General features: G+C 59.7%; 11 protein-coding genes and 1 pseudogene. 9 read left to right on the top strand and 3 right to left on the bottom strand.

Annotation, left to right across the window (positions count from 1 at the left end; translation table 11 throughout):
- Positions 1 to 85: 85 nt before the first annotated feature.
- Positions 86 to 5971, top strand: a complete 5886-nt coding sequence (locus AC5ZG1_RS34985; protein ID WP_496135569.1) for an AAA family ATPase — start codon at positions 86 to 88, stop codon at positions 5969 to 5971.
- Here AC5ZG1_RS34985 and AC5ZG1_RS34980 read toward each other — a convergent pair.
- Positions 5966 to 6358 (bottom strand): response regulator transcription factor, encoded by a 393-nt coding sequence (locus tag AC5ZG1_RS34980; protein ID WP_130228103.1) that lies wholly within the window; start codon positions 6356 to 6358, stop codon positions 5966 to 5968. The genes AC5ZG1_RS34985 and AC5ZG1_RS34980 overlap by 6 nt on opposite strands.
- 234 nt (positions 6359 to 6592) lie before the next feature.
- Here AC5ZG1_RS34980 and AC5ZG1_RS34975 point away from each other — a divergent pair, with 234 nt between their 5' ends.
- The 8 genes from AC5ZG1_RS34975 (at position 6593) to AC5ZG1_RS34940 (ending at position 14686) form a co-directional block, all read left to right on the top strand.
- Positions 6593 to 7228, top strand: a complete 636-nt coding sequence (locus AC5ZG1_RS34975) for a response regulator transcription factor (protein WP_496135568.1) — start codon at positions 6593 to 6595, stop codon at positions 7226 to 7228.
- Positions 7229 to 7509: 281 nt separating this feature from the next.
- Positions 7510 to 7872, top strand: coding sequence for a winged helix-turn-helix domain-containing protein (locus AC5ZG1_RS34970; protein WP_496135567.1), 363 nt, complete (start codon positions 7510 to 7512; stop codon positions 7870 to 7872).
- 13 nt (positions 7873 to 7885) lie between these two features.
- The gene (locus AC5ZG1_RS34965; protein WP_456646107.1) at positions 7886 to 8776 is read left to right on the top strand and encodes a LysR family transcriptional regulator; all 891 of its coding nucleotides are present in this window, start codon (positions 7886 to 7888) and stop codon (positions 8774 to 8776) included.
- 392 nt (positions 8777 to 9168) lie between these two features.
- Positions 9169 to 9570: an SPW repeat domain-containing protein gene (locus AC5ZG1_RS34960; protein WP_496135566.1), complete on the top strand. Its 402-nt coding sequence runs from the start codon at positions 9169 to 9171 to the stop codon at positions 9568 to 9570.
- Between the two features lie 204 nt (positions 9571 to 9774).
- The gene (locus tag AC5ZG1_RS34955) at positions 9775 to 10764 is read left to right on the top strand and encodes a hypothetical protein (protein ID WP_496135565.1); all 990 of its coding nucleotides are present in this window, start codon (positions 9775 to 9777) and stop codon (positions 10762 to 10764) included.
- Positions 10765 to 11112: 348 nt separating this feature from the next.
- A complete protein-coding gene (locus AC5ZG1_RS34950) occupies positions 11113 to 12750 on the top strand; it encodes a GMC family oxidoreductase (protein ID WP_496135564.1) in 1638 nt (545 codons plus the stop codon).
- A 13-nt stretch (positions 12751 to 12763) separates the two neighbouring features.
- Entirely contained in the window at positions 12764 to 13279 is a 516-nt protein-coding gene (locus AC5ZG1_RS34945; protein WP_496135563.1) for a Dps family protein, read from the top strand.
- A 171-nt stretch (positions 13280 to 13450) separates the two neighbouring features.
- Positions 13451 to 14686 carry a DUF3095 domain-containing protein gene (locus AC5ZG1_RS34940; RefSeq protein ID WP_496135562.1) on the top strand — a complete coding sequence of 412 codons (1236 nt, stop codon included), beginning with the start codon at positions 13451 to 13453 and terminating at the stop codon, positions 14684 to 14686.
- A gap of 59 nt (positions 14687 to 14745) precedes the next feature.
- Here AC5ZG1_RS34940 and AC5ZG1_RS34935 read toward each other — a convergent pair whose 3' ends face one another.
- Both AC5ZG1_RS34935 and AC5ZG1_RS34930 read right to left on the bottom strand, forming a co-directional pair.
- Positions 14746 to 15762: an AraC family transcriptional regulator gene (locus AC5ZG1_RS34935; protein WP_496135561.1), complete on the bottom strand. Its 1017-nt coding sequence runs from the start codon at positions 15760 to 15762 to the stop codon at positions 14746 to 14748.
- 232 nt (positions 15763 to 15994) lie between these two features.
- Positions 15995 to 16333 (bottom strand): annotated as a pseudogene (locus tag AC5ZG1_RS34930) (hypothetical protein); the annotation flags it as partial.

Below are 16333 nucleotides of genomic sequence, written 5' to 3'. Positions count from 1 at the left end.
TTTCTCTAGGCTCGAGTGAGGCCGCGTGTGGCGAAGAGCTTGATCAGCCGACTTCAAGCCGAAGCCCGACGCCGGAGTCTGACAGATGGTGCAGCAGTCGCTGAACGTCGCGTACTCGGACGGCAGCTCTCAGGCGTTGTGGGAGGACGGCGAGCGCGTGTTCAGCCGCGGTTGGCGACTGGACGACAATGGCAACCGGGTTTCCGTGCTGCTTGTTGCCCCTGCCGCCGACCACCCGTCGCGGGCGAGACTCGATCGCCTGACCCACGAATACGAGCTGAAAGATGAGCTCGACGGGGCATGGGCGGTCCAGCCATTGGCCCTCACGCGCGACGCCGGTCGGACCATACTGGTGCTCGATGATCCTGGCGGAGAGCCGCTCGATCGTTTGCTCGGTGGGCCCATGGAGGTCGGGCGCTTCTTGCGCCTTGCCGTCGCTGTTACCTCGGCTCTGGGCAAGCTTCATCAGCGCGGGCTCATCCATAAAGACATCAAGCCAGCGAACATTGTGGTGGACTGCGCGGATGGACACGTGCGGCTCACCGGGTTTGGTATTGCCTCGCGCCTGTCCCGCGAGCGGCAGGCGCCCGAGCCGGCCGAGACCATCGCCGGTACGCTTGCCTACATGGCACCCGAACAAACCGGGCGGATGAACCGCTCGGTCGACGCCCGCAGCGATCTCTACTCCCTCGGCGTCACGCTGTACCAAATGCTCACGGGCGTTCTGCCCTTCACGGCGGCCGATCCGATGGAATGGGTGCACTGCCATGTTGCAAGACCGCCGGCGCCGCCCGGTGAGCGGTTAAAAAACCTCCCAGGCTCCGTCTCTGCGATCATTATGAAGCTGCTCGCTAAGCCTGCTGAGGAGCGTTACCAAACGACTGCAGGTGTCGAGAGCGATCTTCGGCGTTGCCTTGTTGAATGGGAAACCCGAGGCGCTATCGACGAATTCCCACCCGGGGAACACGACACTCCGGACCGGCTGCTGATCCCCGAAAAATTGTATGGTCGGACAGCCGAGATCGATACCCTGCTTGCCTCTTTCGACCGTATCGTCGCCGGCGGCAGGCCGGAGTTGGTGCTGGTTTCCGGATACGCCGGCATCGGCAAGTCCGCGGTCGTCAACGAGCTTCATAAGCCCCTTGTTCGGCCCCGCGGTCTTTTTGCATCGGGCAAGTTTGACCAGTACAAGCGCGACATCCCCTACGCCACCCTTGCACAGGCCTTTCAGAGCCTGATCCGCCCGCTTTTGAGCAAGACCGAAGCGGAGCTGCGGCAATGGCGGAAGGCGCTGCTCGAGGCGCTCGAACCGAACGGTCGGCTCATTATCGATCTCGTCCCGGAATTGAAGCACATCATCGGCGAACAGCCGCCGGTCCCCGAGCTGCCGGCACGGGATGCGCAGGGCCGTTTTCAGCTGGTGTTCCGGCGATTTATCGGCGTATTCGCGCGGCCTGAACATCCGCTCGCCCTGTTCCTCGACGATCTCCAATGGCTCGATGCAGCAACGCTCGATTTGCTCGAGGATCTGTTGACCCGGCCGGATGTGCAAAACCTGTTGGTGATTGGCGCTTATCGCGACAACGAAGTCGATCCCGTCCACCCGCTGATGCGCAAGCTCGAAATGATGCGCCAAGCTGGAGCGATATTGCAAGACATCGTATTGGCACCCCTGACCTGTGAAGACCTGGGACAACTAATCGCGGATTCTGTTCACAGCGAACCAGAGAGAATCACTCGGCTGGCACAGCTGATCCACGAGAAGACAACCGGCAATCCGCTTTTCGCTATTCAGTTCATTTCTGCGCTCGCCGACGAAGCATTGCTCACTTTCGATTATGGCGAGGCGCGATGGTGCTGGGACCTGAATCGCATTCACGCCAAAGGTTACACCGACAATGTGGTGGACCTTATGGTGGGGAAGCTGAACCGCCTGTCCGCCGAAACCCGGCACGCATTGCAGAAGCTCGCCTGCCTGGGCAACGTCGCAGGGTTCACCATGTTGTGCATCGTTTACCAGAACTCCGAGGAGGAGATGCATGGCCAGCTTTGGGAAGCGGTGCGAGCAGGGCTGATCTTTCGTTCGGAGGATTCCTACAAGTTTCTCCACGACCATGTCCAGGAAGCCGCCTACTCCTTGATCCCGGAGGAATTGCGTGCCGAAGCCCATCTCCGAATAGGGATGCTGCTCGCAGCGCAGACCCCTCCAGAGAAGCTGGAAGAGGCGATCTTCGAAATCGTCAATCAGCTCAACCGCAGCTCGCATCTCATCACGTCAATTGAGGAGCTTGAGCGGGTCGCAGAGTTGAATTTAATCGCAGGTAGACGCGCCAAGACCTCGACAGCCTATGCCTCGGCGCTGAACTATCTGCTCTCCGGCGCGGCACTGCTGCCAGCGGACTCTTGGGAACGCAAGCACGACCTGATCTTTGAGCTGGAGCTGCACCGGTCCGAATGTGAGTTCCTCACTGGTGCACTGGCGGAAGCCGAGCGGCGCCTGGCGGTGCTGTCGGCCCGCGCCGCAACGACGATCGAACGAGCCCGCGTCACGTGCCTGCAGGTGGATCTTTACACGACCCTGGATCAGGGCAGCCGCGCGATCGCAGTCGGTCTCGACTATCTCCGCCACCTGGGCATTGACTGGTCGCCGCACCCAACCGAAGACGAGGCTCGGCGCGAGTATGAGCGGATCTGGTCCCAACTCGGCTCCCGCACGATAGAAAGCCTCATTGATCTGCCTTTGATGGACAATGCCGTATCGCTTGCGACCCTCGATGTTCTGACGAAGCTCGGGCCGGCTGCCCACTACACGGATGCGAAATTACGTTCGATGGTCATCTGTCGAGCAGTCAATCTCAGCCTCGAAAGCGGCAATTGTGACGGCTCGTGCTACGCCTATGCAGTGCTCGCCAGGCTCGCTGGACCGGAATTCGGCGACTACCAGGCGGGACTTCGATTCGGCCGCCTCGGCTATGAACTGGTCGAACAGCGCGGGCTAAAGCGCTTCCAGGCCAGGACCTATTTGAACTTTGGATATTTACTCATGTTCTGGACGAGACACGCCCGGGAAGGTCGTGATCTGCTGCGACGTGCGTTCGAGACGGCAAACCAGATCGGTGACCTCACTTTTGCGGCGTACTACCACACCCACCTGAACACGTATCTTCTCGCGGCGGGCGATCCGCTCGATGACGTGCAAGTTGAGGTCGAGCATGGTCTCGCGTTTGCACGGGACATACAGTTCGGTTTTGCGAGCGACTCCATCGCCGGCCAGCTTGGGCTGATTCGGACACTCCGCGGCTTGACGCCGATTTTCGGTCGCTTTGACGATGGACAGTTTGACGAAGGCCTACTGGAGGCTCGTTTCTGCAGGAATCCGGATCTGAAGTTGGCCGAGGGCTCGTATTGGACCCGCAAGCTGCAGGCACGCTTCTTTGCCGGCGACTATGCAGGTGCCCTCGAAGCCTCATTGCGCGCGCATCAGCTGCAGCCGACATCGGCGTCTTTTTTCGAATGTGCGGAATATCACTTTTACAGTGCGCTCTCCAGAGCAGCATCCTGCGAGTCTGCAGCGGCCGGCCCATGGCAGGAGCATGTCACGGCGCTGGCCGCGCACCACCGACAGCTCGAGGTCTGGGCGACGGCTTGCCCGGACAACTTCGAGAACCGCGTCGCACTCGTCGGGGCGGAGATCGCCCGGATCGAAGGCCGCGCGCTCGATGCCGAACATCTTTACGAGCACGCTATCCACTCCGCACACGCGCACGGCTTTGTCCACAACGAGGCGCTCGCCAACGAACTTGCCGCCCGCTTTTATGCCGCACGCGGGTTCAAGAAGATCGCGCATGCTTATCTGCAGGACGCGCGGTACGCATACATCCGTTGGGGAGCCGACGGCAAGGTGCGCCAACTCGACGAACTATATCCGCACCTTAGGGACGAAAAGCCAAGTGCCGGTCCCACAAGCACGATCGGGACACCCGTCGAACGACTGGATTTAGCTACTGTTATCAAAGTCTCGCAAGCCGTGTCGGGCGAGATTGTTCCAGAAAAACTGATCGACACGCTGATGCGCACAGCGATTGAGCACGCGGGGGCTGGGCGAGGTCTGTTGATCCTTGCGGTAGGTGATGGCTATCGGATTGAGGCGGAAGTCACGACCAGCAATAATACGGTGACTGTCGGTCAGCGACGAGCAAGTGTAACGGCCGCAGATCTGCCGGAGTCCATCCTACGCTACGTGATCCGAACGAAAGAGAGCATTCTTCTCCACGATGCCGCAGTCGCGAACCCGTTTTCCGCCGATAAGTACATTCATCGGCATCACGCCCGTTCAATTCTCTGCCTGCCGTTGCTCAAACAGGGCAGATTGGCCGGTGTACTCTATCTCGAAAATAGCCTGGCGGCCCACGTTTTCACACCCGACCGCGTCACAGTGTTGAAGGTGCTTGCGTCGCAGGCCGCAATGTCGCTTGAAAATTCGCGGCTTTATGACGAGCTCGCGGATCGGGAAGGGAAGATCAGGCGTTTGGTCGACGCCAACATCATTGGGATCCTCATTGCCGACCGGGAAGGGCGGATCCTCGAAGCTAATGACGCGTTTCTACGCATCGTGGGATATGACCGTGAAGACTTGGTTTCGGGCCGCGTGCGCTGGACCGAGCTGTCCCCGCCCGAATGGCGTGAGCGCGACATACTGACTCGGGCCGAACTGAACTCAACCGGGAGAGTTGAGCCCTTCGAGAAGGAGTATGTTCGGAAAGACGGCAGTCGCGTTCCTGTGCTTATTGGCGCCGCGTTGTTCAAAGAAGGAGGCGACGAGGGCCTTGCCTTCGTGCTTGATTTGACAGAGCGCAGGCGCGTCGAGGAAGCGCTTAGCCAGGCACAGAGACTCAGCCGCACTGGCAATTGGGTCTATAACGCAACGACGATGCGTTACCTCTATTGGTCGGACGAGAGTTACAGGATCTGGGGGTTTGAGCCGCTGCAGGGCCTTCCAAGCCGACAAAGTATGTGGGAACGCATTCACCCAGAGGATCGCGACAGAGTGTGGGTAGCGATTCAGGAGGCTGTGCGCCAGAAAAGAGATTTCATGGCCGAGTTCAGACTCCTGCTACCTGATGGAACAATCAAATGGATCGAAGGAACTAGCCATCATGTGTTTTCCCCCCAAGGTGCGCTGGCTGAGGTCATCACCACAACCGTCGATGTGACGGAACGAAGGCGCGCACAGGACGAACGTGAAAAGCTGCGACAGCTCGAGCTGGATTTCGCCCACATGAACCGCGTGAGCATGATGGGAGAATTGGCCGCCTCGCTGTCTCACGAAATTCTGCATCCGATTGCGACCGCTCGTAACAACGCCCGTGCCGGGATGCGTTTTTTGGAAATGAACCCGCCAAATCTGGATGAGACCAGGGAAGCGCTCGCTTGCGTTGTCAGGGACACGGACCGAGCCAAGGATATCGTCGGACGGATGCGCGATCACATCAAGAAGGCGCCTCTTCGAAAAGAGCGTTTTGATCTCAATTCAGCTACCAACGAAGTGATCGTACTGGCGCAAAGCGTGATCCACAGGAATGGCGTCTCGGTCCAGACTCTGCTTGCGGACGGTGTGGTTCCGGTTCTGGGAGATCGCATTCAGCTCCAACAAGTCTTGCTGAACCTGATTCTGAACGCGGCTGAAGCGATGGGCTCGGTTGAGGAAGGGGCAAGAGAGCTGTTGATCAGCACCGAGCAAGACCAGGCGGGCGCCCTCGTAGCCGTACGCGATTCCGGGCCTGGCATTGATCCGCAGCATCTCGATCGAGTCTTCGACGCCTTTTACACCACGAAGTCCAGTGGAACAGGGATGGGGTTGTCGATATGCCGCTCCATCATCCATGCTCATGGGGGCAAGTTGTGGGCGGAAGCGAACGAACCTCGCGGCGCCGTATTTCAGTTCACCCTGCCGGCGGACAACGACTCATGAATTGTCCTCAATCGGCGTACCCGGCTGCAGAGCCGAACGCAGGCACCGCTCGAGATAGTCGTCGTCCACTGGCTTGCTGAGGTAGCAAACAATCCCATCCTTTAGAGCCCGGTCCCTGACGACCTCATCGGGGTAGGCGGTAACGAGGATCGTCGGGATTGCGTACCCTGCATCGACCAAATGCCTGTGCAGTTCGACTCCGGTCATTCCGGGCATGTGAACGTCGGCGATCAAGCAGGTGGTTTCCGGCAAAAAGCGTGAGGCCAGGAAATCGGCTGCTGACGGAAACGCCTCGACAGTGTAGCCCATTAACACTATGAGCTTTCGCATTGACTCACGATAGAGCTGATCATCGTCGACGATGGCTATCAGTGTTCGGTTCAACATTGCCGGTTCCAGGCGCCTTCCTCGCTCCACTACACTGGCGGCATACCTTGCGCCTGCATGCAATCTCTAGTGTCCGGGACATTCCCCAATAATGCAATGACCGCGCCCGTAAGCGATGGCTTAGGCTTCCGGCTATCCGCTTAGGCAAAAGATATCTGTTCATCTCGGCTGATTGTGCGTAGAGTGGCGTCGGAATAGAGGAAAATCCGCGCTTCCCCACGGAGGATACCGAGAATGGGTGAGGCAAATCCCTGTGTCTTGGTTATCGATGACGATCCCGAGTTTCGCGACTCGGTCGTGCGGCTGTTGCGGACAGTCGGCTTGCCTGCCCGACAGTTTTCCTCTGTTCCCGATTTTCTCAACGCCGATCCGCCGGGCGGTCCCACTTGCCTGGTGCTCGATGTGAGAATGCCGGGGCGAAGCGGTCTGGAGCTCCAGCGCGACCTAGTCGCCGCAAACAGGCAAGTGCCGATCATCTTCATCACAGCGCACGCCGACGTGCCGATGACCGTGCAGGCGATGAAGGGCGGTGCAATAGAGTTCCTTACAAAGCCATTCCGCGATCAGGATCTGCTTGACGCCATCGAGGCCGGCCTCGCTCGCGATCGTGCCCGTCGAGAGAGTGATAGCGCATTGGCTGCGCTCAAGGAGCGATTAGACATGCTCAGCTCCCGTGAGCGTGAAGTTATGCTCGGCGTCGTGGCCGGTCGCCTAAACAAACAGATTGCCAACGATATCGGCATCGCCGAATCCACGGTGAAGGTGCATCGCGTGAACCTGATGCGGAAGATGAAGGCACGTTCGCTTCCCGAACTCAGCCGGATGGCGGACCGCCTCAACATAAGACTACAGCAGCCCCAGAATTTCTGAGCCTAAAGGCATACCTGGGTCTTTCCCCCGAGGGCGCCATCTACTCGCAGTTTGCGTCCACTGCATTCTGTCGCAGCGCTGAGTTCCTCCCTTAGGCGCCCCCATCCGGCTGACGGATTCGAGGCGCGAAGTGCCTGCCCTCACTTCTAAGCGATCGCTTAGCACAGACAGCGACAATCGAACCTTACAGTACCCCCGCGCAATCGACCGCAACGCTCCAAGCCATCAAAATGCGCCCAACGAGACTGTCCACCCGCCGTTCCCAGGCATGCGAGATTATAATGCGCGCAGCTATTGGTCGCTTGACGCATCCCGAACCGGGATTTGACGCAAATTGCGCCTCTCAAACTCCGGATACGGACCGCGGATTCTTTGTTCCACCAACTAAAGTGTCATTCGGACCGTTTCGCCTGCTTCCAATGCAGCTCCTTTTTCTGAAAGGCGAGAAGCCCCTCCCATTCGGATTTCGAGCCTGGGAGATACTACTTGCTTTGCTTGAACGTCGCGGTGAATTGCTCAGCGAGCAGGACCTGATGGCTCGATTGTGGCCCAAAGCCTTTGTTGAGCCCGTACATATGTCCGCGCCGCGTGACGACTGCGCCGGCCATCGGTTGATCGTCAACCCCGGGATCGCATCAACTTGATGGAGAACAACCCATGGAGCTTCATCAGGTTCGCTACTTCCTCGCCGTCGCATCCGCGCTCAACTTCACCCGCGCGGCCGAGCAGTGCAATGTCACGCAGCCCGCCCTGACCAAAGGGGTGCAGAAGCTCGAGCAGGAACTCGGCGGCCAGTTGATCTACCGCGAACGCCAGCTGACCCAACTCACCGATCTTGGCAAGGAAGTCCTTCCGATGCTGGAGCGCACACTCGCCTCGGCAGACGCGGTGCGTCGCCGAGCCCAGGAGTTCCAACGCAAGGACGTCGCGCCACTGAAGATTGGCCTCGCCCCTTCCATCTCGGCGTCGCTCGTGCTCGATCCGATTGCGGAGATCGCAAAGTTCGTCCCTGGACTTCACGTCGAGCTGCGCGAGGGCGTGGCGGAGAAGCTCGTTGACCTCTTGCTTGAAGGGGAGATCAACGCCGCAATGGTCGGGGACGTGCGGGACGTGCCCGCCCGCATCGACGACTGGTCGCTGTTCGAGGAGCGCTACGTCGCGGTTCTCGCGCCGACACACCGGCTCGCAAATCGTCCCTCAATCGGCATCGACGACCTCCGTGAGACCGTCTTGCTGGAACGCGCCGGCTGCGACGTCGCCCCGAAAATCCAGCAATCGTATTTCCCCGAGAAGCCGCCCCAACTCGGCCACTGCAGCGGTCACGACTTGCACCTGCAGCACATGGCCGCTGCTGGCTTCGGCGTGATACTCGCGCCCGAGCACATGCCGCGCCTTCCGACGCTCAAGACCATTCCGCTCGAAGGCGACCCACTTTCGCGCGAGGTGCGGCTCCTGGCTGTCCAGGGGCGTCGCTACTCGCCGGCGCTGGACGCTTTCGTCAAGGTCACGCGGCTTCGCGACTGGTCGGTCGTCGCTCGGACGGCGTGAAATCGTGGAATGCGTCCAGCGTCCGGGCAGAGCATGCGGCGCACGCGTTCACTGCGGCCGGTTCCGCCCAAATGCGCTACGCATGAAGCGAACAATGCTGTCTTACCAAGCCTTCCCTGACCTCGACAGCCGGACACTGAAGCACCACCCTCGGACACTCGCAGTCGACGCGTCAAACTAACCCGCTTCCATGGCGTCGGGCGAGTGGAATGGAAACGATAACGACCGGGCATTTCTAATGGTTGGCGTGCCGGCGTACCCTTAGTGCTCGTCTAACCGGGTTGGCCTGTGACGGAGTGCCTGCCATCACAGGACGCGAAATCGCCCTCTTGGGTGCATGCACTTTCCACGTCGCAAGGACCCGCTCGAGTAACCAAGCAGAGGAGTCTCCGATGTCGTTTCGCTTCATCACCAAGTCTATCCACGCCTACCTGATCGACTATCCTGTCGCGATCGTCTTGATCGCAGCTCCGTTCCTGCTGAAGCTCGGCCAAAGCGGACCACTTGCAGTGGAGCTTTCGGTTGTCGTCGGTGTGGCGGCGTTGCTCTTGGCCGCCCTGACCGACCATCCCACCGGGCTTGTCCGCATCATTCCCTACTGGCTGCACCTTTGGGTCGATCGCGCCGTCGGGGTGGTCTTTGTCATCGCACCGTTTGCCTTCAAATTCGCTGGGCTCGACGCCTGGTACTACTGGGTCCTCGCTGCGGCAGTCCTGCTCACGACGTCAGTCCTGAACGCGCCTGAGGAGCCGGTTGCGATGCGTCCGGAATTGAGCAGGCGCGCAGCTGGCTGAAAGCTGCGAAGGCGTCGTCGTGACGTCGCCAACGTTCGTCTGCAGCGGTCGGTCACTAACCGGCGCGCTTGGGCTGGGGTCGGGATCATTCTTGATAGCGCCGATGGTGGAGGGCTAATACGGCGCGAGCACTCGCCGGATCGGGCGGCTGATATTTAAGGGTTTAAGATGAACGCGTTTGCGCGGCCGCGGGACCGAAGCGCCGTGATTGGGCCACGCTTCGACTATTCGGCGCTGGCTCCGGCGGCGGCGGCCATCTGCTATCCTTTTCTACTCCGCGCCTTCCATGCCGTTGTTGGCACGCAGGCCGCAATGCCTTCGCCTCTCGCAATTGTCGCCGCGACCTTGATCCTGGCCGTGGCGTTCGTTGTGCCGTTTCTCGCGCTCGCGCTCGCTTGGCGGCCCGGCGCCAATCCAGGAGCGCGGCGGCTGGCCTATGCCGGCGTGACGACCCCAACGCTCTTTGTCTTTCTTGGCGTCGTTCAGGCCCTGATTCATAGGCCCATCCCAGACGAACTCGTGTGGTGCGTGCTTTGGCTCGCAATCGCGATTTGGTCACAGACCGCCGGCAATCCGGTCGCTGCAACGCCGCCGGCCGTCGGGCGCTTGCGCATCGTCCACGGAACGACGGCGGCGGTCCTGTCCCTATACGTGGCGTTCCATCTAGCCAATCACTTGTTTGGGTTGATCGGCCCCGATGCACATGCGGACCTCATGAAGGTCGGCCGCGTTCTCTACCGCTCTGAGGTGGGTGAACCGCTGTTGGTCGCGGCCATGGTTTTCCAGATCGGCACCGGCCTGTTTCTGGCATGGCGTTGGAGTGCCGCCCCGCAGGACTTCCATCGGACATTTCAGGTGGGCTCGGGGGCCTACCTCTCGCTCTACATCCTCGGGCATATGAACTCCGTTTTCATCTACGCTCGTAGCTTCCTCGGTATACCGACGGACTGGAATTTCGCGATCGGAGCTCCGACCGGGCTCATTCATGACGCATGGAATATCCGGCTGTTGCCTCATTACGCGCTCGGCGTCTTCTTTGTCCTAAGCCATCTTACGTCGGGATTGCGAATGGTGCTGATAGCGCATGGCGTCAATCGATGCACCGCAAATCGTATTTGGGGCGGCGGCGTCGCAATAAGCGCGGCTATCTCGGCCGCGATCATTGCGGGTATGTGCGGGGTTCGGATCGGATAGGCGACGTCGGCAGCGTCGGTCCCGAGTCATCCGACGTGGCAGGAGCCGGTGTGACACGCGCACCGTTTATTCGCTTCGTTGAGCGCGAGAGCACGTCTCGCGAAACGCTGCGACGCTGCTCTGCTAAATCACCGATGCCGGCGAGGCGAAGGTCGCCAGGGTGACCTCGGGCAACGACAATAACGATCGTCTATCGACTCTATGGCGAGAGGTCATTTCCCTCGCCGGCGTCGCAACGTCACTCTCCAAAAGAGTGGTCCGATCAATCTCAGGGTCAGGAGCCGCGATGGCGCTGCGTCAGCGACGGGGCGTTGATTGAAGGATAACTATGAAAGAAAAACGACACTGATGTCCCGGGAAGCCTACGATATCGTCATTGTTGGTGCGGGCGCGGCCGGTTGCGTTGTCGCGAGTTATCTCGCCGAACACACCGATGCGTCGATCGCGCTGATCGAAGCGGGCGACATGGACCGCGATCCGTTTATCCACATTCCGGCCGGCTTCGCCAAACTGCTGGCCCACGACCGGCATGTCTGGAAATACGAGACGGTTCCCCAGCACGGTAGAAAGCGCGCATATCGCTCAGGCAAGGTACTCGGCGGCGGATCCTCGATCAATGCGATGTGCTACGTCCGTGGTCAGATACGCGACTTCTCTGCGTGGCAGGACGCGGTCGGCGACACCGGCAAATGGTCGTATCAAGATCTGCTTCCCGTCTTCATGGCGCAGGAAGACAACGACACCTTCCACGACGAGTATCACGGCATAAATGGTGGTCTGGCGGTCCAGTTGCCCAAGGGCATCAACAAGCTGAACCAATATTGCCTCAAGGCATTCCAGGAATATGGGGTTCCCTATAATCCCGACTATAACGGTAAGAGCCAGATCGGCGTCTCGCCGGTGCAGTCGACGGTCGGAGATCAGCGCCGATGCAGCGCGGTCGACGCTTATCTGCGTCCGCACCTCACCTCGGGCCGCGTAACACTTCTCACCGGCAAGACCGTTCTTCAAATCCTGATCGAGAACAATCGGGCTGTCGGCGTTGAGTTCATGGACACGAGCCTGAAGAGGATCACGGCCGGCGAAGTTGTGCTGTCGGCCGGCGCCGTCCGTAGCCCGACGATCCTCATGCACTCTGGCATCGGGCCAGCCGAGCAGCTGCGACAGCATGGTATCGCGGTGGTCGTCGATTCTCCGGAGGTGGGCGAAAATCTCCAGGACCACCCGATGGTACCGGTCCGTGTCTATGTAAAGGGCGATCTCGGCTATCAGGCTGCCGCGCAGGGCCTCGGCAGCGTGAAGGCGGGCTTGCGTTATCTCGTCACCAAGGATGGCCCGGCGTCGGGCAATGGCATCGAGACGGTGACACACTGGAATCCGTCCGATTTCACCGCCGAGCCTACGATCCAATGTTATCACGCTCCTATCGTCTTGTCCGAGCAACTCGGCCCGGCGGGCGACCGCTCGGGCATCACCTTCGAACTCGTGGTGCTTCAGCCCAAGAGCCGCGGCTGGGTGCGGTTGGCCGACAGCGACCCAACATCGATGCCCCTCATCAACCCGAACTTCATCGGCGAAGAGGAAGACTTAAGGGCTGCGGTGGAGGCAGTGCACGCGATCCGCAAGGTCATGGCCCAGGAGTCGTTGGCGCCGGTGATCGAGGAAGAGATGGATCCCGGCCCACACATCCAGTCGGATGCGGAGATCGGCGAATGGGTGAAGCGTGTCGTGACGACGATGTGGCACCCGGTCGGCACCTGCCGGATGGGCCAGGACGCGCGAGCGGTGGTCGACGCAAGGCTCAGGGTTCACGGGGTCGACGGCCTCCGGGTAATCGATGCCTCGATCATGCCCAACATCACCAGCGGCAACACCAATGCCCCGACCCAGGCGCTTGCGCGCCATGCCGTGGCGATGCTGATCGCGGACCTGAAGCGGAGCTCAGGAGCCCCGGCGCGGGCCAACGTGGCCCAGGTAGAGCCCTGAAGGAGGGATCAAAATGGATATAGAAGACGCGAGGAAGCGCCGCGAGGCGCCACTCGGCACGCCGAGCCATCTCGGCTCGAATGCCACCAGGGATATTTCGGCGGCGCTCACTGTGCTTCTGGCAGACGTGTTCGCGCTCTACGTCAAGACCAGGAACTTCCATTGGCACATATCAGGCCTGCATTTCCGGGATTATCACCTACTCCTTGATGTGCAGGCCGCGCAGATTTTTGCGATGACGGACGACATCGCGGAAAGAATTCGCAAGATTGGCGGCACAACGATTCGTTCGATCGGCCACATCGCCAGAGTGAAGCATATCGAGGACAATGATGCTGGCTTCGTCACGCCCGAAGACATGCTGGCCGAGCTGAAGGAAGATAATCTGGCGCTAAGCCGGCGCATGCGGCAGACCCACAACGTCTGCGACGAGCATGGCGATGTCTCCACGGCCAGCCTGATCGAAAACTGGATCGACGAGGCGGAAAGTCGCTCATGGTTCCTGTTCGAGGCGACCAGGAGAGCTTAGCCCCGAGCGCATGGCCACCCGTGAAGCTCGGGTGACTGCCTACGCTCCCGCAAAATCCCGTCGTGGGCTTTGACGTTAGGCTCGTTCGCGTGGTTTGGCCATTTTGGCGATCGCTGACTCTCAATGCGGCCCCACTCTGAACCCCGACGACGATCGAAGGGAGTGCAAACGATGGTGGATAGATCAGAGCCAGCCTTGGAAGCGGGTCTTTTCCAGATCAAGGTTGACCGAGAGGCCGAAGACGAGCGCTTCTATCAGGCGCTTGTGCCCTTCGGCTCTTTCGATGACGTCGTGCGGCGAGATCGGTATCGCCCTCTACCTGATGACTGGATCGTCGCTGTTACGGACGTCAGCCATTCGACCGAAGCTATTGAACAAGGACGGTACCGTGAGGTGAATACGGCCGGTGCGGCGGTTCTTGCTGCCGTCAGCAATGCACTACCCGACCTACAGTTTCCGTCCACGTTCGGAGGAGATGGCGCGAGCTTCGCCGCGCCCGGCGCCTATTCGTCCATCATCAGGGATACGTTGGCAAAAACCGCCGCCTGGGCTGAAGACGCATTGGGTCTCACGTTGCGCATTGCGGTCATTCCTGTCGCGGACATTCGCGCTCAGCACTTGGACGTCCTGGTAGCTCGCTTCGCGCCATCCTCGAACGTCACCTACGCGATGTTCGACGGTGGCGGACTTGCCTGGGCAGAGCGTAAACTCAAGCAAGGCGGCTACACCTTTCCGCGCGCGCCCATGGGAGTAACAGCTGACCGCACAGGTCTTTCGTGCCGATTTGCGCCGATCAGCGCCAAGAACGGCGTCATCTTTTCTCTTATCGTCGTTCCGCGCGATGATCCTACTTCGTTTGTAGAGTTCATACAGGAGCTCCTGCGGACGCTCCGTTCGAATGACTCCGGCCTACATCCATTGCCTGCCGAAGGCCCGATTCCCGCATGGGCCGGCGACGATCTTGATCATGCCATCCAGAAAGGCAGTCGAAAGAGTCCCTTTGCGGCTCGGGCTGCGAAGCGCTTGCACGCCATTCTTGCGTGGGTGGGCACCCCGCTAGGAGTTCCTGTTGGTAACTTTGATGAAACCGGGTTCCGACGAGAGCTTGTGGAGAACACAGATTGCCGAAAATTCGATGACGGCCTGCGTATGACAGTGGACTGCTCATCTGAACTCGCTGACGTCGTAGACGCGCGCTTGGAAGAGGCTCAGCGACGAGGTGCATGCTTTTTTGGAACGCATCGACAGTTGGCCGCAAATCTTACGTGCTTTGTGCCATCACCCATGCGAGCTAATCACGTGCACTTCGTTGACGGCGCGTCCGGGGGGTACGCCTTCGCCGCAGCCAACTTGAAGCGAAATGTTGCGAGCGGAGAAGCACCTGATTCTGAGCGCCGCTCTGCGTGAGGCAAAGCAGAGGGCGACGTCGCGGGCGGCAGCCCCTTCTTGCTTTGGGATCGCCGTTCTCAGTTATCCTTCTGGGCTTTACCCTCCTTGGCTATCCGCCGATAGTCGCTCGGATCCCGATTGTACGCCTTTCGAAAAGCTCGCACAAAACTTGAACGGCTCTCGTACCCCGCATTAAGAGCAACGACGTCGATCGACATCGTAGTCGTCGTCAAATCGATCGCAGCCTGGCGCATTCTCAAGTCTCGCAAGATGGCCATCGGGGATTGTCCAAAGATGTCAGAGAAACGCGCCATGAACGCCGAACGACTCAATCCTGCACTGTGTGCCAAGCTTTGAACTGAATGGGCGGCTCCCGGCCGCGCCACCATATCCGCAAAAGCACGAGTGACCTGTCTGTCGGCAAGTATCGAGAATCGTTTAGTCCACCGCTGGGATGACTTGAGGGACCGTCGCACCAACGAGACAACGATCTGCTTGAGCAGAGACGCTGTCATGGCCCCAACGCCGACCTCTTGCTGTAGCAACTCGTCCATAGCCTCGCGAAGCTTCAGATCGATCCTGTCCGCCGGCTCGAATTGCTCGATGACCGGTTCGCGGAGTTCTCCGAACAGCCTCACAGACCGACCAAAGGATGCGTTAAAAAAGCCGCATATCTGGACTATTTCGGGCTTCTCGTTCGGCACTGCGACGCGGAGGATGCCGTCTTGACGAGTCCAGCAGTCTCTCGAAATGAGCTTCGGTGGGCCACTTCCACCGTCAACCTCGATCATGAACGGAGTGTTTGGCGGCACGATGATGAGCAAATGAGGCCTCAAGGGTATCATCGGTCCGCGGTTGATCGATATGCGGCCCACGCCACTTAAGTTGTAGTGGATCCCGGGTACGTCAATCGTCCCAAATTCAACTCGATGGCCGCGCGGCACCAAAATCTCAGTCAGCGCGATGACATCGATGTCGAGCGCCTGCATCAAGTTGTTGAGGTCTGTTTTAGACAATTTGATAGTGGCGGCTGCGGGCGGCGAAACGTTCTGCCCGACGAGAGCCTGCTTTGGAACCGCTTTCGAAGTGTGCATGACTGGTGGCCCTTTACTGCCGGCTACCGCTACCGATAGTGCTCCGAAACCTGTTCTCCAAGGATTAGCGGGGCGTTGCCATGCTGTTCGTACCACTGAACCTCGTTTCGTGCCATTAGACGAAATTTGGACCTGCGGAGAACGCGAATGTTCCAATAGTCTTTATGCTCCGGGGCTTAGTTCCCGACTCTCATCCCGTACGCTACAACGCGCGCGGGATGACGGGCATGGACTAAGGCGACGACTTCAGGGAATTTGTATCGATCGGCAGGCTACGCACACGCTTGCCGGTCGCGGCGAAGATCGCGTTGGTTACTGCAGCACTGACAATGGCTGTCGGAGCTTCACCAACGCCACCCGGAGCCTCAGCGTTCTTGATCAAGTGTGTCTCCACCACCGGTACCTGGTCGATACGCATTGGCAGATAGCTGTCGAAATTGCTCTGCTCGACCCTTCCATCCTTGAAGGTGATTGACCCATGGAGCGCGGCGGTCAGAGCTATGGCCGAAATTGGGTGATGGGGCCGATCAGGCGGCGCGGTTAGCTGGCGTCGTCGATTCTGCGACGCCGT

Source organism: Bradyrhizobium sp. Leo78 (assembly GCF_059512425.1).
Note: the sequence above shows the minus strand (reverse complement) of the source record. Positions and strands in the feature narration are given on the sequence as shown.

Excerpts from the sequence above, each read along its gene's own strand:
- AC5ZG1_RS34985 (WP_496135569.1), top strand. The coding sequence starts at position 86 with ATGGTGCAGCAGTCGCTGAACGTCGCGTACTCGGACGGCAGCTCTCAG.
- AC5ZG1_RS34980 (WP_130228103.1), bottom strand. The coding sequence starts at position 6,358 with ATGTTGAACCGAACACTGATAGCCATCGTCGACGATGATCAGCTCTAT.
- AC5ZG1_RS34975 (WP_496135568.1), top strand. The coding sequence starts at position 6,593 with ATGGGTGAGGCAAATCCCTGTGTCTTGGTTATCGATGACGATCCCGAG.
- AC5ZG1_RS34970 (WP_496135567.1), top strand. The coding sequence starts at position 7,510 with ATGCGCGCAGCTATTGGTCGCTTGACGCATCCCGAACCGGGATTTGAC.
- AC5ZG1_RS34965 (WP_456646107.1), top strand. The coding sequence starts at position 7,886 with ATGGAGCTTCATCAGGTTCGCTACTTCCTCGCCGTCGCATCCGCGCTC.
- AC5ZG1_RS34960 (WP_496135566.1), top strand. The coding sequence starts at position 9,169 with ATGTCGTTTCGCTTCATCACCAAGTCTATCCACGCCTACCTGATCGAC.
- AC5ZG1_RS34950 (WP_496135564.1), top strand. The coding sequence starts at position 11,113 with ATGTCCCGGGAAGCCTACGATATCGTCATTGTTGGTGCGGGCGCGGCC.
- AC5ZG1_RS34945 (WP_496135563.1), top strand. The coding sequence starts at position 12,764 with ATGGATATAGAAGACGCGAGGAAGCGCCGCGAGGCGCCACTCGGCACG.
- AC5ZG1_RS34940 (WP_496135562.1), top strand. The coding sequence starts at position 13,451 with ATGGTGGATAGATCAGAGCCAGCCTTGGAAGCGGGTCTTTTCCAGATC.
- AC5ZG1_RS34935 (WP_496135561.1), bottom strand. The coding sequence starts at position 15,762 with ATGCACACTTCGAAAGCGGTTCCAAAGCAGGCTCTCGTCGGGCAGAAC.